The 23,734-nt window shown below is 61.2% G+C and carries 22 protein-coding genes and 2 pseudogenes; 19 read left to right on the forward strand and 5 right to left on the reverse strand.

The window, feature by feature from the left end:
- Positions 1-20: 20 nt before the first annotated feature.
- The 8 genes and pseudogenes from QA644_RS22580 to QA644_RS22615 all read left to right on the forward strand — a co-directional run bounded on the left by QA644_RS22580 (position 21) and on the right by QA644_RS22615 (position 8,409).
- Positions 21-1,559, forward strand: a complete 1,539-nt coding sequence (locus QA644_RS22580) for a sugar ABC transporter ATP-binding protein (RefSeq protein WP_194731654.1) — start codon at positions 21-23, stop codon at positions 1,557-1,559.
- A gap of 25 nt (positions 1,560-1,584) precedes the next feature.
- Positions 1,585-2,607 (forward strand): ABC transporter permease, encoded by a 1,023-nt coding sequence (locus QA644_RS22585; protein WP_239601473.1) that lies wholly within the window; start codon positions 1,585-1,587, stop codon positions 2,605-2,607.
- 58 nt (positions 2,608-2,665) lie between these two features.
- On the forward strand, positions 2,666-3,589 hold the full coding sequence (locus tag QA644_RS22590; RefSeq protein ID WP_283073423.1) for a substrate-binding domain-containing protein: 924 nt from the start codon (positions 2,666-2,668) through the stop codon (positions 3,587-3,589).
- Positions 3,590-3,683: 94 nt separating this feature from the next.
- Positions 3,684-4,583: a sugar phosphate isomerase/epimerase gene (locus QA644_RS22595; RefSeq protein ID WP_239601471.1), complete on the forward strand. Its 900-nt coding sequence runs from the start codon at positions 3,684-3,686 to the stop codon at positions 4,581-4,583.
- Between the two features lie 10 nt (positions 4,584-4,593).
- The gene (locus QA644_RS22600) at positions 4,594-5,604 is read left to right on the forward strand and encodes a Gfo/Idh/MocA family oxidoreductase (RefSeq protein ID WP_283073424.1); all 1,011 of its coding nucleotides are present in this window, start codon (positions 4,594-4,596) and stop codon (positions 5,602-5,604) included.
- 8 nt (positions 5,605-5,612) lie between these two features.
- Positions 5,613-6,398, forward strand: a complete 786-nt coding sequence (locus QA644_RS22605) for a TIM barrel protein (protein WP_283073425.1) — start codon at positions 5,613-5,615, stop codon at positions 6,396-6,398.
- An 80-nt stretch (positions 6,399-6,478) separates the two neighbouring features.
- Positions 6,479-7,990, forward strand: a pseudogene (gene iolC / locus QA644_RS22610) (5-dehydro-2-deoxygluconokinase); the annotation flags it as partial.
- Positions 7,990-8,409 carry an SIS domain-containing protein gene (locus QA644_RS22615; protein ID WP_283073994.1) on the forward strand — a complete coding sequence of 140 codons (420 nt, stop codon included), beginning with the start codon at positions 7,990-7,992 and terminating at the stop codon, positions 8,407-8,409. The pseudogene iolC and the gene QA644_RS22615, both read left to right, overlap by 1 nt.
- Positions 8,410-8,427: 18 nt before the next feature.
- On the opposite strand, the gene QA644_RS22620 is transcribed toward QA644_RS22615, so the two are convergent.
- The 4 genes from QA644_RS22620 to iolG are packed head-to-tail and all read right to left on the reverse strand — an operon-like array spanning position 8,428 to position 12,659.
- Complete coding sequence (locus QA644_RS22620; protein ID WP_283073426.1) at positions 8,428-9,474, reverse strand: Gfo/Idh/MocA family oxidoreductase; 1,047 nt, start codon at positions 9,472-9,474, stop codon at positions 8,428-8,430.
- Positions 9,475-9,512: 38 nt separating this feature from the next.
- Entirely contained in the window at positions 9,513-10,685 is a 1,173-nt protein-coding gene (locus QA644_RS22625; protein WP_283073427.1) for a Gfo/Idh/MocA family oxidoreductase, read from the reverse strand.
- Between the two features lie 23 nt (positions 10,686-10,708).
- On the reverse strand, positions 10,709-11,623 hold the full coding sequence (iolE, locus tag QA644_RS22630) for a myo-inosose-2 dehydratase (RefSeq protein ID WP_283073428.1): 915 nt from the start codon (positions 11,621-11,623) through the stop codon (positions 10,709-10,711).
- 28 nt (positions 11,624-11,651) lie between these two features.
- Positions 11,652-12,659, reverse strand: coding sequence for an inositol 2-dehydrogenase (gene iolG / locus QA644_RS22635; RefSeq protein ID WP_283073429.1), 1,008 nt, complete (start codon positions 12,657-12,659; stop codon positions 11,652-11,654).
- Between the two features lie 123 nt (positions 12,660-12,782).
- On the opposite strand from iolG, the gene QA644_RS22640 reads away from it, so the two are divergent.
- The 3 genes from QA644_RS22640 to QA644_RS22650 all read left to right on the forward strand — a co-directional run bounded on the left by QA644_RS22640 (position 12,783) and on the right by QA644_RS22650 (position 15,106).
- Positions 12,783-13,796 (forward strand): LacI family DNA-binding transcriptional regulator, encoded by a 1,014-nt coding sequence (locus QA644_RS22640; protein WP_283073430.1) that lies wholly within the window; start codon positions 12,783-12,785, stop codon positions 13,794-13,796.
- 318 nt (positions 13,797-14,114) lie between these two features.
- Entirely contained in the window at positions 14,115-14,702 is a 588-nt protein-coding gene (locus QA644_RS22645) for a hypothetical protein (RefSeq protein WP_283073431.1), read from the forward strand.
- A complete protein-coding gene (locus tag QA644_RS22650) occupies positions 14,699-15,106 on the forward strand; it encodes an RES domain-containing protein (protein ID WP_283073432.1) in 408 nt (135 codons plus the stop codon). Before QA644_RS22645 ends, QA644_RS22650 begins: the two co-directional genes overlap by 4 nt.
- A gap of 13 nt (positions 15,107-15,119) precedes the next feature.
- Here the strand turns inward: QA644_RS22650 and QA644_RS35195 are convergent.
- Positions 15,120-15,241, reverse strand: a pseudogene (locus QA644_RS35195) (histidinol-phosphate aminotransferase); the annotation flags it as partial.
- Positions 15,242-15,345: 104 nt separating this feature from the next.
- On the opposite strand from QA644_RS35195, the gene QA644_RS22655 reads away from it, so the two are divergent.
- From QA644_RS22655 to hutC, 8 genes are all read left to right on the forward strand, one after another.
- Positions 15,346-16,113, forward strand: coding sequence for a glucose 1-dehydrogenase (locus QA644_RS22655; protein ID WP_283073433.1), 768 nt, complete (start codon positions 15,346-15,348; stop codon positions 16,111-16,113).
- Positions 16,114-16,425: 312 nt separating this feature from the next.
- Positions 16,426-17,559, forward strand: coding sequence for an ABC transporter ATP-binding protein (locus QA644_RS22660; RefSeq protein ID WP_283073434.1), 1,134 nt, complete (start codon positions 16,426-16,428; stop codon positions 17,557-17,559).
- A gap of 33 nt (positions 17,560-17,592) precedes the next feature.
- Positions 17,593-18,708, forward strand: coding sequence for a PotD/PotF family extracellular solute-binding protein (locus QA644_RS22665; RefSeq protein ID WP_074071309.1), 1,116 nt, complete (start codon positions 17,593-17,595; stop codon positions 18,706-18,708).
- 69 nt (positions 18,709-18,777) lie between these two features.
- Positions 18,778-19,722 (forward strand): ABC transporter permease, encoded by a 945-nt coding sequence (locus tag QA644_RS22670; RefSeq protein WP_283073435.1) that lies wholly within the window; start codon positions 18,778-18,780, stop codon positions 19,720-19,722.
- Complete coding sequence (locus tag QA644_RS22675) at positions 19,719-20,519, forward strand: ABC transporter permease (protein ID WP_283073436.1); 801 nt, start codon at positions 19,719-19,721, stop codon at positions 20,517-20,519. The genes QA644_RS22670 and QA644_RS22675 overlap by 4 nt, the downstream gene beginning before the upstream one ends.
- A gap of 42 nt (positions 20,520-20,561) precedes the next feature.
- Positions 20,562-21,890 carry a histidinol dehydrogenase gene (gene hisD, locus QA644_RS22680; protein ID WP_283073437.1) on the forward strand — a complete coding sequence of 443 codons (1,329 nt, stop codon included), beginning with the start codon at positions 20,562-20,564 and terminating at the stop codon, positions 21,888-21,890.
- 2 nt (positions 21,891-21,892) lie between these two features.
- Entirely contained in the window at positions 21,893-22,906 is a 1,014-nt protein-coding gene (locus tag QA644_RS22685; protein ID WP_283073438.1) for a zinc-binding dehydrogenase, read from the forward strand.
- A gap of 61 nt (positions 22,907-22,967) precedes the next feature.
- On the forward strand, positions 22,968-23,699 hold the full coding sequence (gene hutC, locus QA644_RS22690) for a histidine utilization repressor (RefSeq protein WP_283073439.1): 732 nt from the start codon (positions 22,968-22,970) through the stop codon (positions 23,697-23,699).
- The last annotated feature ends 35 nt before the right edge of the window (positions 23,700-23,734 follow it).

The following is a 23,734-nucleotide window of genomic DNA, read 5'->3' on the forward strand; positions in this document are numbered from 1 at the left end:
TGAGCGATGGAGGATAAGCCATGGTAAGTCCCACCACAGCGGCAGCTATCAAGCGCGTACTCGAGGCCACGGAAGCCGACGGCCTGCTTGCAATCGAGGGTATTCGCAAAGAGTTCCCGGGTGTTTTGGCGCTCGACAACGTGCAGCTTCGCGTCAGACCCGGAACTGTCCACGCATTGATGGGCGAAAACGGGGCTGGCAAGTCGACGCTCATGAAAATCATCGCCGGGATATACCAGCCAGACGCTGGTGAAATACGTCTTCGCGGTGTCCCGACAGTGCTGAAGTCACCGCTTGACGCGCTGGAGCAAGGGATCGCGATGATCCACCAGGAGCTCCAGTTAATGAACTGGATGACAGTGGCGGAGAACATCTGGATCAGACGCGAGCCCAAGAACCGCCTTGGACTCATCGACCATTCCAAGATGGTGACGATGACGGAGGAGCTCTTTGCTCGCCTGAACATCGTACTCGATCCACGAGCTCAAGTGTCCGAATTGACAGTAGCTCAAAAACAGATGGTCGAGATCGCGCGCGCAGTCAGCTACGAATCCTCCGTCCTCATCATGGATGAGCCAACATCGGCGCTGACAGATCGCGAAGTTGAGCATCTTTTTACGATCATACGTGACCTCCGCTCGCGCGGCATAGGTATCGTCTACATTACCCATAAAATGAACGAACTCTTTGAGATCGCCGACGAGTTCACGGTGTTTCGCGATGGGAAATATGTCGGGACACATTCTTCAAAGGATGTAACCCGCGACGACATCATCCGCATGATGGTTGGACGTGAGATCACCAACATGTTTCCCAAGATCGACTGCCCGATCGGCGATGTCGCTCTTGAGGTTCGGAATTTGTCGATTCCCGGCGTCTTCCATGACATCTCGTTTTCGGTCCGGCGAGGAGAGATCCTCGGCCTTGCGGGTCTCGTGGGCTCAAAGCGCTCCAACGTCGCCGAAGCGCTGTTTGGTGTTCAACCGGCAGCGTCAGGCGAGATCGTGATCGATGGCACGCCGGTAAAGATCGACAGTCCGAGCGCGGCCATGGCCCATGGCATGGCCTTTCTGACCGAGGATCGAAAGGAAACGGGCTGCTTCCTGATACTGAATTGCCTTGAAAACATTCAATCCGCGCTGATCACGCGGTCGCACGTCAAAGCGGGCTTCGTCGATCAAGCAACAGTGACAAGACTCTCGGAGGAAATGGCCGCCAAGCTTCGCGTCAAGACGCCGAACCTCCAGGAGACCGTCGAGAATCTCTCGGGCGGGAACCAGCAGAAGCTCTTGATCGCACGCTGGCTTCTGACCAAACCGCGGATTTTGATCCTCGACGAGCCAACTCGCGGCATCGATGTCGGCGCTAAAGCGGAGATTCATCGCCTGATAACGGCCCTTGCCGCCGAAGGTGTGGCGGTCCTGATGATCTCATCTGAATTGCCGGAGGTCCTCGGGATGAGCGACCGGATCATGGTCATGCATGAAGGGCACGTTTCGGGCTTTCTTGATCGCGCCGAGGCAACTCAAGTGAAGATAATGAACCTCGCAGCACGCTAGTGTTCATTACGGGAGGAAAGATCTTATGACGAATGCGACATCACAATCGGCATTGCCGGCCACCCGACCCCGGCGACGCGTGCCGGCGGAACTGAGCATCCTGCTGATTCTTGTCGGCATCTCGCTGACATTTGAGATTCTGGGCTGGATCCTGCAAGGCCAGAGCTTCCTTGCCAACACTCAACGCCTCTCGATTATGATCCTCCAGGTATCGGTCGTGGGCATCATCGCCATCGGCGTGACCCAGGTCATTATCTCTGGCGGGATCGACCTGAGTTCCGGTTCGATCGTCGGTGCGACTGCCATGATATCCATGAGCCTGGCGCAAGTCGGCACGTATGATCGAGCAGTCTACCCCCACTTGACTGATCTGCCGGTAATACTGCCGGTTGCGGTGGGCTTGGTCGTCGGTTTGCTCTGTGGCATGATCAACGGCCTTTTGATAGCGTACACGAAAATTCCCCCCTTCATCGCCACCCTTGGTATGATGGTCACGGCTCGCGGTTTTGCCAAGTGGTATACGAAGGGGCAGCCGATCAGCTTTCCGACCGACAGTTTCGCTGCACTCGGAAAAGGTTTGGCCCCCATCTTTATCTTCCTTGCGGTCGCAGCAATCCTGCACATCGTTCTGCGCTATACGCGCTACGGCAAGTTCACCTATGCCGTCGGCGCCAATCCCCAGGCGGCGCGGGTGTCGGGTATCAACGTCGAGCGTCACACCGTCAAGATTTATGCCGTAGCCGGCTTGTTGTCTGGCCTTGCTGGTATTGTCGTCGCTGCCCGAGGTCTGACCGCGCAGGCCGGCATGGGCTCTATGTACGAGCTTGATGCGATTGCAATGGCTGTCATCGGCGGCGTTTCGCTCTCTGGCGGCCGCGGATCAGTCATTGGCACGATGATCGGAATGGTCATTTTCGGCGTGATTATCTCAGGTTTCACCTTCCTGCGGCTGGACGCCTATTACCAGGAAATGCTGAAGGGCGCGATCATTGTGGCGGCTGTCGTCGCCGACGTCTATCGCCAACGCAAGCGTATCAAGAAGAGCTGACGGATGGGCGGCCCCTGCCGCCCTCTGTCTTCGATAGGCGAAGATGGGACGACCCGAAATGAAGAAGCTGCTCATAACGACCGCGCTTTGCCTTCTAGCCGCGCCGGCCTTTGCTGGCACGCGCGTGGCGGTGACAATGACGTCGTTCGATAACCCATTTCTGACGATTCTGCTGAACGGAATCCGCGATGAAGCAAAACGGGTAAAAAATGTCGAACTCCTCACAGAGGACGCTCAACTCGATCCTGCCAAACAGCTCAACCAAATCCAAAACTTCATTGCCAACGGTGTTGATGCAATCATCGTGAATGCCGTTGACGGCGACTCGACGGCCGCGATCACGCGGGCGGCAGCTGATGCGAAGATCCCGCTCGTCTACGTCAATCATCCGCCGGCCGAACTCGCTTCGGGATTGCCGGAAGGCACAGCCTTTGTCGGTTCCAACGAACTCGATTCCGGTACGATGGAAGCGAAAGCCGCCTGCAAGCTTCTGGGCGGCAAAGGTCGCGCCGTAATTCTAATGGGGCCGCTGGAAAACCATGCAGCCCTTGTGCGCACAAAGGATGTCGAGGCCGTCTTTTCTCAACCCGATTGCCGGATCGATATCGTCGAAAAGCAGACAGCGAACTGGAACAGGACCCAGGCGCAGGATCTCGTGTCTTCCTGGCTGACGGCTGGGCTGAAGTTCGATGCGGTGGTTGCCAATAATGACGAGATGGCCATTGGCGCTGCTCAGGCTTTGAAGGCGGCCGGCGTTGCGATGAACGACGTTGTCATCACCGGTATCGATGCCACGCCAGATGGACTGGCCGCCATGAAGGCCGGAGACATCGACGCGACAGTTTTCCAGAACGCAACAAAGCAAGGCGAAGCCGCAGTCCAGACGGCTGTCAAGTTGGCAGGAAAGCAGGCCAGCGAGCGCACCCTTTGGGTACCGTTCGAACTCGTCACCCCCGACAACATGGCCGCCTACCAAAAATGACGGCCGGGGCCGCGGTCGATCTCCTCCCGGATCCCGCGGCCCCACCAATCGACGCCTTCTAAGGCGTGTCGCTAAAACACGAAGGAAGCAACATATGCGTATTGCCGTTGACCCGTTTATGCATCGTCATCTCAGCCTCGAGCAGCTGCCGCGGAAGGTCCGTGAGCTCGGCTATGAATGGATTGAACTGAGCCCCCGCGCCGATTTTCTGGAGTGGTTCAAGGCACCCCGCGTTTTCCCTGAGCGTATCAAAACCTTCAAGAAAGCGCTCGCCGCCGAGGGTGTGAAGATCGCCTCACTGTTGCCGATGTATCGCTGGGCCTCGAATGACGAGACCGAGCGTCAGGCCGCTGTGCGTCACTGGAAGCGCGCCATCGAAATCGCGGTGGAGATGGAAGTCGATACGATGAACTCGGAATTCGGGCGTGGTCCGCACCCCGACAAGGGCTCGTGCTACTGCTGCCACACCGGGTCGATGATCGAGGCCTGTGAAGACGCATGGTGGCGCTCGATGGAGGAACTTGTACCGATCTTCGAACGTGAGAACATCAATTTACACGTCGAGCCGCATCCCGAAGACTGGTGCGAAACCTTGCAGCCCGCGCTCGACATCATCCGCACGGTGAATTCGAAGAACGTCAAGTTCCTCTATTGCGCCCCGCACACCTTCTACTTCGGCGACGATACCAAGGCGATGCTGCGCGAGGCCAAGGACGTTCTCGCGCACGTTCATGTGGGCGATACCTTCAATCACAAAGCGTCTTCGGGTCTGCGCTATATTCTCAACCCACCGGGTACCCAAGCGCGTGTTCACCAACATCTCAATATCGGCCAAGGCGAGGTTCCCTGGGACGACTTCTTCGGCACGCTCGCCGATATCGGCTTCGACGGTATTATGACCTCCTGCGTCTTCGCCTGGGAGGACAAGGCGGACGAGTCCGGACGGTTCATGTGTAGCGAAATGAACAATTACATCAAAAAGTACCGAAAGTGAGGCTTTCCAAATGACTGTTAGAATAGGTGTCATCGGCACCGGTGCAATCGGCCGAGACCATGCACGCCGCATCAATCAGGTTCTTGGCGGGGCGACAGTCGTCGCGTTGAGTGACGTCAACCGCGCCTCGGCCGAAGCGGTGAAAAGCGACATTGCGCCTGATGCTGCAATTTTCAGCACCGGCGAGGAACTGATTTCCTCACCCGATGTGGACGCAGTGCTTGTCACCTCTTGGGGTGCCACTCACGAACAATATGTACTGGCGGCGATCGCTGCCGGTAAGCCATGCTTCTGCGAAAAGCCCCTGGCGACAACCGCCGATGGCGCCAAGCGCATCGTCGATGCCGAAGTTGCGCACGGCAAACGACTTGTACAGGTCGGTTTCATGCGCAGATATGATGCGGGTTATGTCGCCCTGAAGCAGTTCGTGGATACCAAGATCGGTGCGCCGAGCATGGTTCATGCCGCCCATCGCAACCCAGCCGTCCCCGAGCAGTATGTTACGCCGATGGCCATCCACGACACGATGATTCACGAAATCGACGTGCTGCGCTGGCTGTTGAATGACGACTACGTTTCCGCTCGTGTGCTGTTTCCCCGTTCGGCAGCGCGCAGTCATGCCAAGCTTAGGGATCCCCAGATTGTCATTCTGGAGACTGCCAAGGGCACGATCATCGATGTCGAAATCTTCGTCAACTGCCACTACGGCTACGACATTCAGTGCGAGGTCGTTGGCGAAGACGGTGTTGCCACTCTGCCTGAGCCGATGGCAATCCAGACGCGTCTCGGCGCCAAGCTTCAAAACGATATCCTCACCGATTGGAAGGATCGCTTCATCGCCAGCTACGACGTTGAGCTGCAGGACTTCATCAACGCCGCTACCAAAGGCACGGCGGCTGGCCCGAACTCCTGGGACGGTTATGTGGCGGCAATCACATCCGATGCCTGCGTAGCCGCGCAGGAGGCAGAGGGTGCTGCAGTCGCGATTAATCTTCCCACTCGCCCTGCGCTTTACAACTGAGGTCCTCCATGCGTTTTGCCATCAACCACATCACCGCGCCCAAGCTGTCGCTTGAAAACTTCTTTACGGCGGCCCGCGACCTGGGTCTGACGGAGGTCGAGATCCGCAACGATCTTCCCGACATCGTCGGGACGGTGAAGCCTGAAGTCGTCAAAAAGGCCGCAGCGAGCGCCGGCGTCACGATCATCTCGATCAACGCGCTCTATCCGTTCAACGTCTGGTCGGGTGAATTACCGAAGAAGGCTGTGGCGCTCGCCGACTATGCGGCCGCTTCCGGCGCCAAGGCGCTTGTCATGTGCCCGCTAAACGACGGCACGAAAGTGTCGTTCGATGATCTCGTCGCGGCGCTGAAGGCCATGAAGCCCATCCTTGAGGAGCGCGGACTGACAGGCCTGGTCGAACCTCTCGGCTTCCCGATCTCCTCGCTGCGGACCAAGAAGGAAGCGCTTCGCGCCATCGACGCGGCTGAAGGAGGCGGCATCTACAAACTCGTGCACGATACCTTCCATCACCACCTGGCCGGCGAGACAGACTTCTTCCCGGAAAGGACGGGTCTGGTCCACATCTCGGGCGTCGTCGATCCGAATGTCGCCGTGGACGAGATGCTCGACGCCCACCGCGTGCTCGTCGATGCCAAAGATCGGCTGGAGAACATTCCGCAGATCAAGGCGCTCATCGCCGCAGGCTTCGAAGGCCCCTACAGCTTCGAGCCTTTTGCCGAGGAAGTGCATGCACTGGCAGATCCGGAAACCGCCGTGCGCGAGAGCATCAGCTACGTCTCGGGCAAGCTCTGAGCCGACAACCCGCTGCCTGCGCCTCGAGCGGCGCGGGCAGCATGCACGTTAGGCAATTGCAGCCGGTGCCGGAGGAAGAAATGAACAAGTCATTGGATGTCATCACGATCGGACGCTCGTCCGTGGATCTTTACGGGGTACAGATCGGCGGCCGTCTGGAAGACATGGGGTCGTTCCACAAATATATCGGCGGCTCGCCGACCAATATGGCTGCCGGCACCGCCCGCCTCGGCCTGCGCTCGGCGCTGATCACCCGCGTCGGCGACGAGCACATGGGCCGCTTCATTCGCGAGGAGCTTGCACGCGAAGGCGTCGACGTCACCGGGGTCAAGACCGATCCCGAGCGGCTAACGGCACTCGTGCTCCTCGGCATCCGGGACGAGGACCGCTTTCCGCTGATCTTCTACCGCGAGAACTGCGCCGACATGGCGCTCTGCGAAGACGATATCGACGAGGCGCTGATCGCCCGTTCCCGCTCGGTCGTCGCGACCGGTACCCATCTCAGCCATCCGCGCACGGAAAAGGCCGTGCTCAAGGCGCTGGAGCTCGCGCGCAAGCATGGCGCGCGGACCGCGCTCGACATAGATTACCGTCCGAACCTCTGGGGCGTGGCCGGCCATGGCGACGGCGAGAGCCGCTTCGTCGAATCGGGCAAGGTGACCGCCAAGCTGCAATCGACGCTGCGTCTCTTCGACCTGATCGTCGGCACGGAGGAGGAATTCCATATCGCAGGCGGCTCGACGAACACGATCGAGGCTCTGCGTGCCGTGCGTGCCGTCTCCACCGCCACGCTCGTCTGCAAGCGCGGCGCGGCCGGCGCCGTCGCCCTTACCGGTGCGATACCGAATACGCTCGACGAGGGAGAAAGCGGCCCCGGCTATCCGATCGAGGTTTTCAACGTTCTCGGCGCAGGCGATGGCTTCATGTCGGGCCTCATCAAGGGCTGGCTGGAGGATGCGCCCTGGCCACGCGCGCTTCAGTATGCCAATGCCTGCGGCGCCTTCGCCGTCAGCCGCCATGGCTGCACGCCGGCCTATCCGTCGTTGGAGGAGCTCGACTTCTTCCTGAAGCGCGGTATCAAGGACAAGGCGCTGCGCAAGGATGCGGAACTCGAGCAGATCCACTGGGCGACCAACCGCCACAATGACTGGTCGACCATGCGCGTCTTCGCCTTCGACCACCGCATGCAGCTGGAGGCCATGGCAGGTGCCACGCCCGAAAAGATTGGCCGTTTCAAAGAACTCTGCCTGAAGGCGGCCCTTAAGGTTCAGGGCGGCCGACCGGGCTATGGCATCCTCTGCGACAACCGCCTCGGCCGCCGTGCGCTTCACGCCGCGTCAGGCACTGGCCTTTGGGTCGGCCGACCGGTCGAATGGCCGGGCTCGCGTCCGCTGACGCTGGAACCCTAACTTGGCCCCGACTTCGGCGGACTTGACGAGTGGGCGCTTGAAAACGTCGTCAAGGTCTTGTGCTTCTGCCATCCCGACGACGATGCGGAAGTGCGAGCTTCGCAGGAACAGACGATCAAGCGGCTGTTCGCGGCGGCCCGTCGCAACCGGCTGGAATTCCTGCTCGAGATCATTCCGTGGAAATTCTTTCCTCAGCCAACTGCGTGTTCATCCTTGCGGGGAACGGCACTTTTCCGATGGCTGCCTTGCTTCAACATTGCCTGACCCGATTGAGAATTCGTTCGACCTTGCTAACGGACATTGTCGGCGGCGACGATGTGCTCGCGTTTGCAACGCCGGACGATGCGGCAGTCATCATCAGTTGCGCGCCCTATGCTGAGGAAACGACGGTACATGCTTCAAACCTATCGGATCGAAGAGTTCCCGTGATTGCTCTGACGGACTCCAACTTTTCGCCATTGTCGGAACTGGCTTCGATCAGGTTCAGGGTGATCGAGTCGGGCCATGATGGGCTTTTGCTCGCCACGGCTGGGATCGCGCTCAGCGAAGCCTTGGCAATCTGCACGCGACAGACCCGACAGAACGCAGCGAACACTATATAACCCCCGCTTCTTCGAGGTTTATTCGGTCAGCCCCGCTTCGGTGAAGCTTATACCGATAGCATTCCGGATCGCGTCGAGTGTTGCCATCGTGGCAAGCGATGCCTCCAGCGGCCGGCAGACGCTTTCCAGTTGTCCTTCCGAAATCGCCCATGCGACGGCCGCAGCTTCATGGTAGAGGCCCTCGAAATGCGCGCCCCTGGGCTCGTCATATTGGAGCCGGGCGGATCCATCCAATGACCAGACTTCGAAGGAGCCAGGCAGGTGGAATTCCGTGTTGAACCGGATCGACCCACTGGTACCGACGATGGCAGCGTTCGTCGGGGTGAAGCCGTAGAGCGTGGTCGACATCGTGCCGAGCGCCCCACTGGCGTTGGCGAGAACGACCGACAGCTGCCCGTTGACGCCGGCGGAATCGGCCTGTCCGATGCCAACGACCTTCTTTGGCACGCCAAGGAGTTTTGCCAGCAGCGAGACCGGATAGGTGCCGAGGTCGAGAAGCGGTCCGCCGGCAAGGCGCGCGTCGAAAATACGGTGATTGCGCGGCAGATATTCGCCGTACTCGGTGTAAACAGACAGGATGTCTCCGATTGCTCCAGCATCCAGCACCTGTTGGAGCACATCGAATTTCGGCAGGAAATAGGTCCACAGTGCTTCCGCGAAGAACACCCCCTTGCGGCGGGCGGCTGCGACCATGCCTTCGGCCTGTGCGCAGTTGAGTGCCATAGGCTTCTCGACGAGCACATGGTTCCCCGCCTCGATCGCCAGCAGCACATGTGCGTGATGCAGATTGTGCGGCGTCGCTACATAGATGACATCAAGATCGTCGGCGGTGACGAGCGCCTCGTAGCTGTCATAGGCCCGTGCGATCCCCCACTGCGCGGCAAATGCATCCGCCGCGGCCCGCGATCGCGAGCCGACGGCGGCAATATCCTGCCGCGTATGAGCCTTGACCGATTCCGTGAACTTGGTGGCGATCCAGCCGGAGCCGAGAATGCCCCAGCGAAGCGGCGGGGCTTCCATGGCGGACAGGGTCCGCGCGGCGGGCAGGGTTTGCGGAAACGACATGTCTTTTTATCCTCCCATGATCGGCGAGCGCCCGTCGCTCACCCGGCGATCCGCTGCCAGGTCTTCTTCTCCAGTGACCGTTCCATCGCGTCGATGATGCGCTCGTTGGCAAGGCCGAACTCGAAGTTCGGAAAGCAGTCCGGCGCGTCGACGATGCCCTCGATCAGGTCGCGCACCTCGATGACCTTGACGTCGAAGTAGCCGAGGCCGCCGCCGGCGAAGTCGAAGCCAAAAAAGGCGGAAAACTGCGGAACCTGACTGCCGGCATAGATCGTCTTGAAGCCGCGGTCAGGCTTCGGATCGTTGAAGCGCGCGATCTTCAGCTCGTTGAACCGCTCGCCGTCCATGATGATCGTGCCTTCCGTGCCCGACACTTCCCAATAGATGCCGAAGACCTTTCCCGCTGCCACGCGCGACGCTTCGATCGTGCCGCCAGCGCCGCTTTTGAAGCGAACGAGCGTCTGGATCTGATCCTCGTTTTCCACCACCGCGCGCGGTGCGTCGCTGCCGGCCTTTGCACCGTAGCCGGAGCCGCCTTGCGCAACCGGCCGCGTCGGAAAGAAGGTCTGCGTCTGCGCGATGACACTGTCGACGTCGCCCATCAGATACTGCGCGACGGAGATCACATGGCTGCCGAGGTCGCCGAGCGCGCCGGAGCCGGCGTCCTTGCGCGTGCAGCGCCAGGAAAACGGCAGGTCCGGATCGTTGAAGAAGCCCTGGTCGAACCAGCCCCGAAACCGCATCGGCACTCCGATGTCGCCCCTGTCGATCAAGTGCTTGGCGAGCATGGCGGCGGGCGTCTTGATATTGTTGAAGGCGACCATGGTCTTGACGCCCTTGCGCCTTGCGGCGGCGGCCATCTCCTCGGCTTGGGCCAGCGTAACGGAGAGGGGCTTTTCGCAATAGACATGCTTGCCGGCCGCAATTGCGGCGAGTGCCATCTCATGATGCAGGGCGTTGGGCGAGGTAATGTCGACGACGTCCACCTCGGGGTCCTCGACCAGCTTGCGCCAGTCGCCCGTGCTCCTCTCGAAGCCGTAGCGGGCAGCGGCCCCGGCCGCCAGCTCCTCGGTGGCATCAGCCAGCAGAAAGAGGCGCGGAATGGCGGGCAGGTCGCGGTAGAGCACGCCCGCGCGGCGATAGGCATCGGCATGGGCCTGACCCATGAATCCGGAGCCGATCAGGCCGATGTTAAGGATTGTCTTGCCCATAAATTTTCTCCCGATGAAGCTGCTCAGGCAGCAAAAGTGTCGAGGATGTGGCGGAAGGCCGCGGTGACGGCCGGCAGCGGCGGTGCAAGCGCCGGGTCCTGCTCCGCCTCGACCACCAGCCAGCCCTGATAGCCGCTTTGCCGAACAAAGGCTGCAAGCGGGGCGAAGTCGACGATTCCGCCGCCGGGCACAGTGAACATACCCCTGCGCACGCCGGCATTGAAGCTGAGGTCGCCGGCACGGACCTCGGCGATGACCGGCCCGCGCACGTCCTTCAGGTGAATATGGACGATGCGGTCGCCGAAGCGCTCGATCAGCCGGGTGTAGTCGAAGCCGCCTGCGGCGGCATGGCCGGTGTCGAGCAGCAGTCCGGCGGCCGATCCCGCCTTGTCGAACAGGGCAGAGACCTCGTCAAATGTTTCCGCCACCATCATGAGGTGATGGTGATAGGCCAGCGTCAGCCCGTATTCTCCGGCCAGCCTTGCGCTGAAGTCGGTGAGCCGGGCCGCATAGGCGGCGATGTCCTCCTTCGGCATCACGCACCGTGCCGACATCGGCGCATCAAGCGGCGCACCGGGCGCCATCATCGCCACCTCGCCATAGACCAGCACCGTTGACCCCATGGCGCGCAGGAGTTCGGCGTGGGTGGCAACCGCGGCCATCTCCGCCTCGACACCGCGCTCGGCAAGCTCTCCGGAATGCCAGCCTGAGGCGAGCGCAAGGCCACGGCTTTCCAGGAGCGGCGCCAGCGCCTCGCGGCTGCGCGGCAGCTTACGCCCGAGCTCGACGCCTTGGTAGCCGGCACGGGCGGCATCGTCCAGGCAGGTCTCGACCGCTATATCAGCGCCGAGATCCTCGAGCACGTCATTGGCCCAGGAAAGCGGGCTTACAGCAAGGCGTACCCCGTCCGGCAGCGCCGCCAATTTCTCTTTCGTCATGATGTCCTCCTGGATGAAAGTGAAGGCGCTAAGGTCGCCAGTCCGGCCCGATGCGGACGGGCATGCCACTCTGCATGGAGACAAGTGCCGCCTCGGCGATACGCTGCGCCTCCAGTCCGTCCCGGATGCCGGCAAGCGGCCGGCCTCCTGTTTCGATCAGGGAGACAAAGGCCGCCATCTCATTGCGATAGGCATCGGCGAAGCGCTCGATGAAGTAGTTCGTCGGGGCGGAGGCGCGAAAGCCGTCGACATCGGCGATGGTCACTCCACGCTGCGGCCGGTTTTCCACATAGAGCACCTCCTTCGAGCACAGCACTTCCAGCCGTTGATCATAGCCGAACGGCGCGCGGCGGCAGTTGACCATCTGCGCGAACCGGCCGGAGACGGAGGTCAGCGTCACCATCGCCGTATCGATGTCGCCGGCTGCGCCGATCTCCGCATCGATGAGACAGTTGCCGACGGCGTAGACGGTGGCAATGTCCTCGCCGAGCAGATAGCGAGCCATGTCGAAATCATGGATGGCCTGGTCGCGGAACATGCCGCCGGAGCGCTCGACATAAGCGCGCGACGGCGGCGCGGGATCGCGGGTGTGCATGACGATGTGCTCAAGGGCACCCGCCTCGCCGCTGACGATCCGCTCGCGCACGAAGCGGAAATCGGGATCATAGCGGCGCTGGAATGCCAGAAGGCAGACAACGCCGGAGGTCTCGACAGCGCTGGTGACGGCCTCCACCGTTACGAAATCGAGGCTGACCGGCTTCTCGCAGAAGATCGCTTTGCCGGCGCGGGCCGCCTGAAGGAGCAGCCCGGCATGCGTATCGGTCGAGCTGGCAATGACGATCCCGTCGACCGACGCGTCGGAAAACACGGTATCGGCCGAGACGATGTTCGCCCCGATCCTTGCCGCAAGGCCGGCCCGCTGCTCGCTTGCGACCGGGTCGACGAGGTACTTTACTCGCACCGAAGGCAAGCTGGCGGCATTCAACGCATGCACATGCCCGATACGACCCGCGCCGAAGACAGCGAGATTTGTCATTGATTGCCTCCCATTCTTGCCCGGGCGCCGTTTCCGCCTCCATCCCGTTGCCTGCAGATTAGCCGAGTGCTACTGAAGGAGAACGTCAATTTTGAAGAGATTTCTTCAAACAGGGATCGGGCGATGGCAAAACCGACGGCGCGGGATCTGGCTGCTGCGGCAGGGGTATCGCTTTCCACGGTCGATCGAGTTCTCAACAACCGCGGCGGAGTAAGCGAGGACAAGGAACGTCGCGTGCTCGAATATGCGCGCAAGCTTAAGATCGACCGGGCGCTAAATCAGCGAGCCGCACGCACCCTTCGCATCGCCGTGTTGCTTCAGTCACGCGCCAATCCGTTTCACGCTGCGGTGCAGGACAGTTTTGAAGCCGCAAATAGGGATTTCCTCCAGTATAATCTTCAGTTTCAAGTCCACCACATCGATCCAACGCGGCCGGCGGCGACGGTGACCCTCGTAAATGCACTCTCCTCGCGCTGTGATGCACTGGTCATCGTCAGCCCTCAGAACGAGGACATCGCAGCCGCCCTAAGGGCATACGGTCGGAACGGAAAGCCTGTCATCACTCTGGCGACCGATATTCGTGATGCCGAAAGATACGCTTATGTTGGACCAGACAACAGGAAGGCAGGCCGTGTCGCAGGCGATTTGATGGGGCGCCTGCTTGGCGAGCAAGGGGGTGAGATCGTCGTCATCTCCGGCATGCTCAGCATGATTGGCCACGAGGAGCGCGAGATGGGTTTTCGCGCGGTTTTGCGCGAGCGCTATCCCCAGTGCAAGGTAGCAGAGGTCCTCGAGAGTATGGAGCGTGGGGAAAAGGCAGGTGACCTCGTCTTTAATGCCTTGAAAGGCAACCCTCGCATTCGAGGCATTTACAACGCTTCCGCGGGAGCGCGCTCGGTGGTCAGCGCGATGAATGCTCTCGGGAGAAGGAATGAAATCGTCTTCATCACGCATGAATTGACTGACGAACGCCGCCAATTGATGCGCGAGGGCCTGATTGATGCCATCATCGATCAGGATCCGGCGCTTGAAGTGCGAGCGGCAGTTGAAGCACTGGCTGCCCATTTCGGTCGCAAGGACGACCCACCTGCTTGCCTTACCACGTCAATCCATATTCACATGATCGAGAATTGTTGAGGCAACATATTTGCTGTCTCTTGTGGCGTCAAAACGCCAAGAAGTGCGACGTTTTTTTGCAGTACTAGCAGGTGATCGCCAGGAACTGCCCGGCATCTGCAGCATCTTGCAGGGTCGGGCGAGACAGCGTTCGCATGGGACTGCACCTTGCTTGCTGAAGTTGTCAAAGTTGACAGAGTTGCCTCAAGAGCCTTTCCCTTGTTCAGGAGATCAACCCAATGGCACAGAAGCTTCAATCAAGCACTCAAACCGGTTCCTTTCAGCCGGCCGGCAAACGGGCCGGTCAGCATGGCCGTGTTTGTCGTCAAGGGCGATCCGATGAAGGCGCTCGCCGGATTCAAATTGCCAGAAGGCGCTGAGGTCGCCGTCGTTTCGTCGAGGCCAGAGACGACGCAAAAGATCAGCGAAACACTCGGCAAACGCGTCAAGAACGCTACCCAAGTCGTGACCTCAGGAAGCCCCGCGGGAAAGAAGGCGGTGATCAATCAAGCCGCGTTCGAGCCCGATGCGCGCAGTCTTGCATTGGTCGAGGGCGTGAGGATCGCCCTGAAGGACCTGGAGGAGGCCGGCGGCGCCTATGACCTCGATCAGGTCCGGACCTTGATGCAAGGCGTCTCTCGTCAGGCGGTCGACAAGCGGGTCAATGACGGCAGCCTGCTGGCGGTCCCCGGGCCGAGCAATCGGCGCGCCTATCCGACGCTGCAGTTCAACCGCGATGGCTCGATTGTCTCAGGCCTGAAGGAGGTTCGCCGGGCATTACCCACTAAGAACGCTTGGGTGATCCTGAATTTCCTCGCGCGGCCTGACGCGCGGCTCGGCGGCCGCAAGCCGATCGACGTCTTGAAGATCGGCGATATTCCCCTCGTTGTGGAAGCGGCGCGCCGATATGGCGAGCAAGGTGCGTGACGCCACCGCTTCCGCCGAGCGATCTGCATTCGCGCCACCCTGAGCTGATAACGCTTCCGGACGGAACCGATCTCCATCGGTTCTACACAACCGCATATGATCCTATCTATTTCGATCGGTCCGTCCTTGGCCGCTTCAATGCGCCAGACGGATCATACGGTGTGCTCTACGTGGCGCAGGAAATCCACGGAGCCTTCGCAGAGACATTCCTCCGCTCGCCAGGACACTCTTTGATCGATCCTGCCTTCCTGCATCGCAAGGCCTATGTCCGCATCCGTTTGGAGAAGGCCCTGAGGCTGATCAGGATGACCGGTCCTGGACTTGCAATCCTCGGCGCGACGGCTGAAGTGACTCATGCGGGTTTGCCATATGACGCGCGCGATGACATCGTCGATATTCGCTGACGAGGCCGGTGAGGTTCTCGTTAGAGCCAAGCTTTGCAATGTCGCCGACGTGGTATTTCGCCCGCACGTCAGTCCGGCATTGTAAGGAGAGATCGAGCGAATTTCCTCAAGGATAGGGCTTGAAGGGTTCGCCATTTACAGTCTCCATGGGTGCGTTTGCTACGCGACATCCATAAGTCGGGATTCATGATCTGCATAATGTATGGACATGTCGTCGGGAACGAGAACAAGGAGCCATCATGACCCACCCGAATTTTGATCTTTCTGGCCGCCGCGCCCTCGTCACCGGAGCAAGCCGCGGCATAGGTCAGGCAATCGCGATTGCATTGGCTGAGGCCGGTGCGGATGTGGCGATCACAGCGCGGGCGGTCGAGGGGCTCGCCGAAACCCGGGAGCTGATCGAGAAGTCCGGCAGGCGCTCGGTGGCGCTTGCCCAGGACGTGCGCGACGTCGAGGCGTGCAGAAGCGTCACGAGAGCGGCGGCTGAGGCGCTGGGCGGCCTCGACATTCTCGTCAACAATGCCGGGTTCGAGAATGTTCGGCAGTCCTTCGAGGTGGACGAGGCGCTTTGGGAATCGATCCTGTCGACCAATTTGAAGGGGGCCTTCTTCTGCGCCCAGGCGGCCGGCCGGATCATGGCGGAGGCCGGCGGTGGAGCTATCGTCAATCTCTGCTCGTTGACCTCCTATGTCGGAATTCCGACGGCAGCACCCTATGGCGCCTCGAAGTCCGGCCTTCTCGGCGTGACGCGGGCGCTGGCCACCGAATGGGCAGCGCACAACATCCGTGTCAACGCCATTGCGCCCGGCTATTTTCGCACGGCCATGACCGAGGTCTTCTACGAGAACGAGGACTGGCAGTCGCGCATGCTGGCCAAGATCCCGCAGCGCCGTTTTGGCAAGGAGAGCGACATCGGCGGCGTCGCGGTCTTCCTTTGCAGTGATGCTGCGGCTTACGTCACCGGCCACTGCATTCCAGTCGACGGCGGCTATCTCGCCTCGATCTGAGATGGGGCGCCAAGCGTCGCACGATGGTTCGTCCGATGGTGCAATCCCTCCCGGACACTCGTCGGGCGTGCTTGCCTTTCTGTTTGCGGACGACAAGACTGTCGGTGGAGTTGAGCGTGCTTTTTCGCAGCTGCACAAATATTGGTCAGGCGACATTATGGCGCAAAAATACGCAAACTTGATTGACGGTACTTGTACAAATATGTATAGACAACTTAACGCAAAACTCGGTCGGTTGCCTGTCGACCGGGACGGTAGAATGAAGCTTCGCGTCGGCCCCGTTCGTCGAACGGAGCAAGACAGGGGAATGTCATGGGCGTTGTTGCTGCCGAACTCCGTCCGGCTGAATCAACCGGTCAGATCGCTGTTTCCGTCAAGGATGTCGGCATGGTCTTCGGTGATGTCCATGCCGTCAGAAATGCCGTCTTCGACCTGCCAAAGGGACGGTTCTTGACCATTCTCGGTCCGTCCGGTTCCGGCAAGACGACTCTTCTGCGCATGATCGCCGGTTTCGACCGGCCAACCAGCGGCGAGATCTTCATCAACGGCCAGCCGGTCAGTGCCGTGCCGCCACACAGGCGCGCGATCGGCATGGTGTTCCAAAAGCTCGCACTCTTCCCGCACATGACGGCGGCCGAAAACGTCGCCTTTCCGCTCAAGATGCGCCGCCATGATGCGCGCACGATCCCGGAAAAGGTGGAGCGCTATCTCGATCTCGTCCGACTGGGCGGCTATGGCAGCAGGCGCATCAATGAGTTGTCCGGCGGCCAGCAGCAGCGTGTCGCCATCGCCCGCGCCCTGGTGTTCGAGCCGGACCTGCTCCTGCTTGATGAACCGCTTGCCGCGCTCGACCGCAAGCTGCGCGAGGAGATGCAGCTCGAGTTCCGCCGCATCCAGAAGGAACTCGGGGTGACGACGATCAATGTCACCCATGACCAGCGCGAGGCCCTGGTGGTGTCCGACGAGGTCATCGTCATGAGCGGCGGCGAGATCCAGCAGAAGGCCCGTCCAGTCGACGCTTATCGCGCGCCATGCAATGCCTTCGTCGCCAACTTCATCGGTGTCACCAATTTCGTCGACGGCAAGGTCGTCGATCTGACTTCTTCACGCGTCGTGTTCGAGGCGAACGGCCTGCGTCTTGCCGGCGTGGTTGCCGATGCCGCGCTTGCGGCAGGTTTGCCCTGTGCCGCTGCCATTCGTGCCGAGCAGATCCGCATCGCACAAAAGAGCGGGAGCCTCGACGGTCTCGAAACGGTGGTGGACGGCCAAGTGGTCGACTGCATCTTTGAAGGCGAGCGCGTCGTCTACGAAATTCGGGTTCCGGGGCTGGCCGGCGTGCTGATGCGCGTCTTCGACCACGATCGCGAATCCCACTTGCAATTCGGTCCTGGCGAAGAGGTTCGTCTCGGCTGGAATGCCAGAGATATGCATGTCTTTCAAAAATGACCCCGAGAAGGTCTAGCCAGAGGAGAATGTGTAATGTCGCATGAAAAGTTCCTGTCCGCGCAGATCCGCCGCCGGACGCTGCTTGCGTCCATGGCCGCAGCCGGCGCCTCGGCCGGCCTCTCGACGCTCGGCGTCAGCCGAGCCTTTGCCCAGGAGCCGGAAAAGCCGGCCGAAATCATCGTTCGCGCCTGGGGTGGCAGCTGGGTCGATGCGCTCAAGGCCGGCGTGTCCGACAGCTTCACCAAGATGACCGGCATCGCCGTTCGCCACGACCTGACCGAGGACAACGAGATCCAGCCAAAGGTCTGGGCCGCTGTTGCCCAGAAGCGTGTCCCGCCGATCCACATCAACTGGGACACGACGACGAACGCGACCAAGTCGGCGCTGCGCGGAGTGACCGAGGACCTGTCGGACTTGCCGAACCTCAAGAACGCTACCGATCTTGCCAAGCCGGTCGGTCTCGAGGGCTATCCGATCGTCAACACATACGGCTATGTCTACGTGCTCGCCTATCGCCCGTCTGCCTTCCCGAACGGTGCGCCGAAGTCCTGGAAGGACCTGCTTGATCCCAAACTCAAGGGTCGCATCGCGCTCTACAATGACGGCATCGGCTTCCACTTCCCGGCCCAGGTTGCCGGCGGCGGCAAGCTCGAGGACATTCCGGGCAACATGCAGCCGGCCTGGGACTTCATTTCCAAGATCAAGGAACAGCAGCCGCTGCTCGGCGAGGACCCCGATTTCACCACCTGGTTCCAGAAGGGCGAGATCGACGCCGCCTGCACCATCTCGACCAACGCTCGCGAAGCCAAGAAAAACGGCATCGAGATCGCGTGGGTCGTGCCGGAGGAAGGCGCCAAGTTCGATACTGACGGCCTGTGGATCCCAAAAGGCCTGCCGGAGAACGAGCTTTACTGGGCCAAGCAGTACATCAACCACGCCCTGACCAAGGAAGCCCAGCAGATCTGGCTCGACGGTCTCGGTCTGCCAGGCGTCGTCCCCGGCGTCAATCCGCCGGCCGATCTCGTTGGCGATCCGTCCTATCCGACCAAGGAAGAGGACTTCAAGCACCTGATCCGCATCTCGTCCAAGGTGCAGGTCGAGAACGAGAGCCAGTGGTTCGCCAAATTCAAGGAAATCATGCAGGGCTGAAGCCTTGTCTGCCCGCCGCGTCCCCTCTGGCGGCGGGCACTCCTTCTTTCGTGAAACAGGATCGGTATCATGCGAGCTCCCCGTGCCGCATATCCCCTGACATGGCGCGTCATGGATGTGCTTGAACGCCTTGCGGCCATCGTCTGGCCATCGAGTTTCCGGCGAGGCCTGCCTTATCTCTTGTTGATGCCGGCGGTTGTGCTCGTGGGGCTGCTCGTGCTCGGTCTCGTCCAGATCGGCGACACGAGCCTGAGAACACTCGATACCAATACCTTCCTAATGTCGGAGAACTACACGCTCGCCAACTACCAGCGCGTTCTGACGGAGAAATTCTTCGCGACGGTGGCCGGTCGCAGCCTCATGGGCGCGGTGATTGTCACGGCAATCACGCTGCTGTTCGCCTTCCCATACGCCTACCTGATGGTGCGCACGCCGTCGTCGGCGCTTCGCAGGTTCCTACTCGTGGCGCTCTTCTTGCCCTTCTTCATCGGCCAGGTGGTGCGCGCCTATGGCTGGCTCATCATTCTCGGCAACCAGGGAATGGTCAACGAGGCGCTCGGTCTCGTCGGTGTGCCGCCTATGCGACTGCTCTACAACTACCCTGCAGTTCTGTTCGGCCTTGTGCAATACATGCTGCCCTTCGCCGTCCTGATGCTGGCGCCTGCTCTGACCGCGATCCCGAGTGAGCTCGAGGCGGCGGCGGCCTCCCTCGGCGCCGACTGGGTTCGCACCTTCCGCCATATCGTCCTGCCGCTCTCCCGGCCAGGGCTCGTCGGCGCGGGGCTCGTGGTCGTCACGCTCTCGCTCACCGATTTTGCCATTCCCGCCATCCTCGGCGGCGGCACGCAGGACTTCATCGCCAACGCGATCTACGACCAGTTCTTCCGCACCTCCGACCAGGGTCTAGGGGCGACGCTGTCGCTTATGCTTGTCGCGGTGGGCTCCATCCTCGTCGGCGTCGTGTTCATGCTCTTCGGCGCGGGCACGCTCGCCATCGGGGGAGACCGCAAATGACCGGCAGCCGAAGCAAGTTCATCGTCATCTGGGCATTCGTCGCAACTGCGCTCGTCATGCTTTCAGCGCCCACTATTGTGGTGCTCGGGGCCTCCTTCACGGCCGGAAACATCATCACCTTCCCACCGGACGGATTGTCGCTGAAATGGTATGGCGCAATCGCGCAAGCGAGCGATCTCCGGCAGGCCTTCCTGCGTTCCCTGATCGTCGCCGCGATCTGCACGGTGACCGCCATCCCCGTCGGCACGCTCGCCGGCATCGCACTCGCCAAGTACAAGGTACAGTTTGCTCGCTCCATCCAGATCTACCTACTGCTGCCCTTCACCATTCCGCTGATCGGCTCCGGCATCGGCATGATGCTCGTCTTCGGTCAGATGAACGCACTAGGCAGGCTGTGGCCGGTGGGTATCGCGTGCTGCGTCATCAACCTGCCCTTCATGATCTGGGCCGTAACGGCGAGTGCCAGCAACCTGTCGCCGGATCTCGAGCTGGCAGCGGCCAATTGCGGGGCCCCGCCGCTGCAGCGCTTCCTTTACATTACCCTTCCAGCAGTGCTGCCGGGCGTGATCACCGGGTCGCTGCTGATGTTCATCCTCGCGCTCAACGAGTTCTTGGTCAGCCTGCTGCTCGTCGATGCCCGAAGTGTGACGCTGCCGGTGCAGATCTACAATTCCATCCGCTCGATCATCACGCCCGATTTGGCTGCCATCTCGGTGGTGTTCATCGCCTGCGCCGGACTTGCGATCGCGTTGCTCGACCGCTTGGTCGGTCTCGACATCTTCCTCAAATCGAAATGACCTCTTCGGCCCCGCGGCGGGCCAGACATCAAGGACAAGACGATGACCAACGTGTCTTTCTACGATTATTCCAAGCTAAACGCCGAGGAAAAGGCGGCGCTGCTGCGCCGCTCGGAAACCGACATCTCGAGCTTCGTCGAAAGGGTCGCGCCGATCCTCGAAGCCGTGCGCACAGAGGGTGACAAGGCGCTTGCCCGGTTCGGCCGCGAATTCGACAAGGCAGATATCACCGAGGCCAATCTCAAAGTCACCGAGGCGGAGTTCGATGCGGCCTTCAAGCTGGTCGATGCGAGCGTCATCGAGTCCATAAAGTTCGGCATCGACAATATCCGCAAGTTCCATGAGGAGCAGAAGCCGGAAGCCATGTGGCTGAAGGAAATCCGTCCCGGAGCCTTTGCCGGCGACCGCTTTACGCCCATCCAGTCGGTCGCGCTCTACGTGCCGCGTGGCAAGGGTTCGTTCCCGTCGGTGACGATGATGACTTCGGTTCCGGCCGCGGTTGCAGGCGTCCCGAACCTCGCCATCGTCACACCACCGGCGCCGGACGGCTCCGTCGATGGCGCAACCCTCGTTGCAGCACGACTTGCCGGCGTCGAGACAGTCTACAAGGTCGGCGGTGCCCAGGCCGTAGCGGCGGTTGCCTACGGAACCGAAACCGTCAAGCCGGCGCTGAAGATCGTCGGCCCCGGCAGCCCTTGGGTTGTCGCTGCCAAGCGCTCGCTCTCCGGCGTCATCGATACCGGCCTTCCGGCCGGCCCGTCCGAGGTGATGATCCTTGCCGACGATACGGTCCATGGTGGACTTGCCGCACTCGACCTTTTGATTGAGGCGGAACACGGCGCGGATTCGTCGGCCTATCTCGTCACCCACAGCCGCCGCGTCGCCGACGAGGCGCTCGCAGCGCTTCCCGAGCACTGGACGAAGATGACCGAGCAGCGCGTCGCTTTCTCCAAGGCCGTGCTCACCGGCAAGACGGGCGGCGTGGTGCTCACCTCCTCGATCGAGGAGAGCTACGAGTTCGTCAACGCCTATGCACCGGAGCATCTGGAGCTTCTGTCGGAAGAGCCATTTATCCATCTCGGCCATATCACCGAGGCTTCCGAAATCCTGATGGGCACCCATACGCCGGTCAGCATCGCCAATTTCTCCCTCGGCCCAAATGCCGTGCTGCCAACCAGCCGCTGGGCGCGCACCTTCGGCCCGCTGTCGGTTGCGGATTTCGTCAAGCGTAGCTCCGTCGGCTTTGTAACGGCATCCGCCTATCCGGAATTTGCCCGGCACTCGCACAATCTGGCAATCTACGAGGGCTTCTCTTCGCACGCTCTGGCCGTCTCGCCGGTGCGCGATGCTTACCTGAAGAAGGGCGCCTGAACATGAAGGCCGTGCGGCTTTACGATGCCAAAGTCCTGCGGGTGGAGGAAGTGGCCGAGCCATCGGCCCCGCCACCGGGCTTCGTCAATCTCCGGATCAGGGCCGCCGGTATTTGCGGCTCCGACCTTCACAACTACCGCACCGGTCAGTGGATCTCGCGTCGTCCCTCCACGGCGGGGCATGAATTCTGCGGCCGCGTGACGGCTGTCGGAGAAGGCGTCAACCATGTTGCGGTTGGGGATGTCGTCTCCGCGGATTCGCGCATGTGGTGCGGCACCTGCCCAGCCTGTATGAGCGGGCGCAGCAACGTCTGCGAGACGCTGGGCTTCGTGGGCGAGGTCTGCGACGGCGGCTTTGCCGAGGCGGTGCAACTACCAGCCCGGCTGGTCGTCCGTCACGATCCGCAGCTTTCGCCGCATATCGCCGCCATGGCCGAGCCGCTGGCAGTAGCGCTGCACGCCGTGCGTCGTCTCGCCGTCCCGGCCGGGGAACCGGTTCTCGTGATCGGTTGCGGCACGATCGGCGGGTTGAGCGCCCTTCTTCTCTGCCGGCTGCATGACGGCCCGCTGCTGCTGGCCGATCTCAATGCTGAAAGGTCGGCTCTCGTTGCCGAGGTGACCGGCGGCACGGTCGTTTCTCTTGACAAGGCGGAGATCGAAGCAGCACTTTCCGGCGGACGGCTGCGTCATGCCCTCGATGCCACCGGCAGTATCCAGGCGATTGAACTGGCGCTTGACATCATGTCGAGCGGTGGAGCGCTTGCGCTCGTCGGCATCGGCCACGGCAAGCTCGACTTCGACCCGAACATCCTAGTCGAGCGGGAGATATCGCTCATCGGCAGCCATGCCTTCGCCGGCGAGCTGCCCGAGGCCGTCGGGCTGCTCGTCGAGCTCGCGCCCGCGCTTCAACGCTTCATCGAGGTGCTGCCGGCGCTCGACGACGTGCCCGAGGCTTACGAACAGCTGTTGCGGGGCGAGAGCAAGGCCTTGAAGACGATCATCGAGGTGGCGGGCTAGTCCGGTCCGTCACATGATTCCGGATGCCAGCCTGTCAAGGCGGCGGTGGAGGCAGTGAACCATGAATGCACTTTCAGATTCCGCATCGCCGCTTTACGAGAAGGTGAAGGCATTTGTCCTCGGCAATATTGGCAGCGGCAAATGGGCCCGCAACAGCCGCCTTCCGTCGGAGAACGAACTCGTCTCGACGCTGGGCGTCTCCCGCATGACCGTCCACCGGGCGCTGCGCGAACTCACCTCCGAGGGGCATCTGCGCCGCATCCAGGGCGTCGGCACCTTCATCGCTCCGCCCAGGCCGCAATCGACGCTGATCGAGATCAGCAACATCATCACCGAGATCAAGGCGCGCGGCAGCCGGCACCGGGCCGAGGTGGTCGTGCTCGAGCGTATCGAACGACCGGAAGCCGAGCTTCTGCTCGCCTTCGAGTTCGAAACCGTGAAACCCGTCGACCATTCGGTCGTGATCCATTTCGAGAACGATCTACCGGTCCAACTCGAGGAACGCTATGTCAATCCCGACCTCGTTTCCGGCTATATCGACCAGGATTTCAGCACCCTCGCCACCTATGACTACCTGCAGAACGCCACCCCGCTGACCGAGGTGGAGCACCTCATCAGTGCCCTGCCGGCCGGCGAGAATCAGGGGCGCCTGCTGCACATTCGTCCCGCCGACTGCTGCCTGGTTCTGCATCGCAAGACCTGGACCGGGCCGGTCGTCGCTACCGTCAACACGTTCACCTATGTAGGCAGCCGCTATTCGCTCGGCAGCCGCTATCTGCACGGCGGCAAGTGACCGCCGATCCATCCGGAAAGAATGTCATGAGCCAG

It is taken from the genome of Rhizobium sp. CC1099, from assembly GCF_029714385.1.
In the GTDB taxonomy this organism is placed as follows: Bacteria; Pseudomonadota; Alphaproteobacteria; order Rhizobiales; family Rhizobiaceae; genus Rhizobium.

Coding starts and splice junctions, on each gene's coding strand:
- QA644_RS22580 (WP_194731654.1), top strand. CDS start 21: ATGGTAAGTCCCACCACAGCGGCAGCTATCAAGCGCGTACTCGAGGCC.
- QA644_RS22585 (WP_239601473.1), top strand. CDS start 1,585: ATGACGAATGCGACATCACAATCGGCATTGCCGGCCACCCGACCCCGG.
- QA644_RS22590 (WP_283073423.1), top strand. CDS start 2,666: ATGAAGAAGCTGCTCATAACGACCGCGCTTTGCCTTCTAGCCGCGCCG.
- QA644_RS22595 (WP_239601471.1), top strand. CDS start 3,684: ATGCGTATTGCCGTTGACCCGTTTATGCATCGTCATCTCAGCCTCGAG.
- QA644_RS22600 (WP_283073424.1), top strand. CDS start 4,594: ATGACTGTTAGAATAGGTGTCATCGGCACCGGTGCAATCGGCCGAGAC.
- QA644_RS22605 (WP_283073425.1), top strand. CDS start 5,613: ATGCGTTTTGCCATCAACCACATCACCGCGCCCAAGCTGTCGCTTGAA.
- QA644_RS22620 (WP_283073426.1), bottom strand. CDS start 9,474: ATGTCGTTTCCGCAAACCCTGCCCGCCGCGCGGACCCTGTCCGCCATG.
- QA644_RS22625 (WP_283073427.1), bottom strand. CDS start 10,685: ATGGGCAAGACAATCCTTAACATCGGCCTGATCGGCTCCGGATTCATG.
- iolE (WP_283073428.1), bottom strand. CDS start 11,623: ATGACGAAAGAGAAATTGGCGGCGCTGCCGGACGGGGTACGCCTTGCT.
- iolG (WP_283073429.1), bottom strand. CDS start 12,659: ATGACAAATCTCGCTGTCTTCGGCGCGGGTCGTATCGGGCATGTGCAT.
- QA644_RS22640 (WP_283073430.1), top strand. CDS start 12,783: ATGGCAAAACCGACGGCGCGGGATCTGGCTGCTGCGGCAGGGGTATCG.
- QA644_RS22645 (WP_283073431.1), top strand. CDS start 14,115: ATGAAGGCGCTCGCCGGATTCAAATTGCCAGAAGGCGCTGAGGTCGCC.
- QA644_RS22655 (WP_283073433.1), top strand. CDS start 15,346: ATGACCCACCCGAATTTTGATCTTTCTGGCCGCCGCGCCCTCGTCACC.
- QA644_RS22660 (WP_283073434.1), top strand. CDS start 16,426: ATGGGCGTTGTTGCTGCCGAACTCCGTCCGGCTGAATCAACCGGTCAG.
- QA644_RS22665 (WP_074071309.1), top strand. CDS start 17,593: ATGTCGCATGAAAAGTTCCTGTCCGCGCAGATCCGCCGCCGGACGCTG.
- QA644_RS22670 (WP_283073435.1), top strand. CDS start 18,778: ATGCGAGCTCCCCGTGCCGCATATCCCCTGACATGGCGCGTCATGGAT.
- QA644_RS22675 (WP_283073436.1), top strand. CDS start 19,719: ATGACCGGCAGCCGAAGCAAGTTCATCGTCATCTGGGCATTCGTCGCA.
- hisD (WP_283073437.1), top strand. CDS start 20,562: ATGACCAACGTGTCTTTCTACGATTATTCCAAGCTAAACGCCGAGGAA.
- QA644_RS22685 (WP_283073438.1), top strand. CDS start 21,893: ATGAAGGCCGTGCGGCTTTACGATGCCAAAGTCCTGCGGGTGGAGGAA.
- hutC (WP_283073439.1), top strand. CDS start 22,968: ATGAATGCACTTTCAGATTCCGCATCGCCGCTTTACGAGAAGGTGAAG.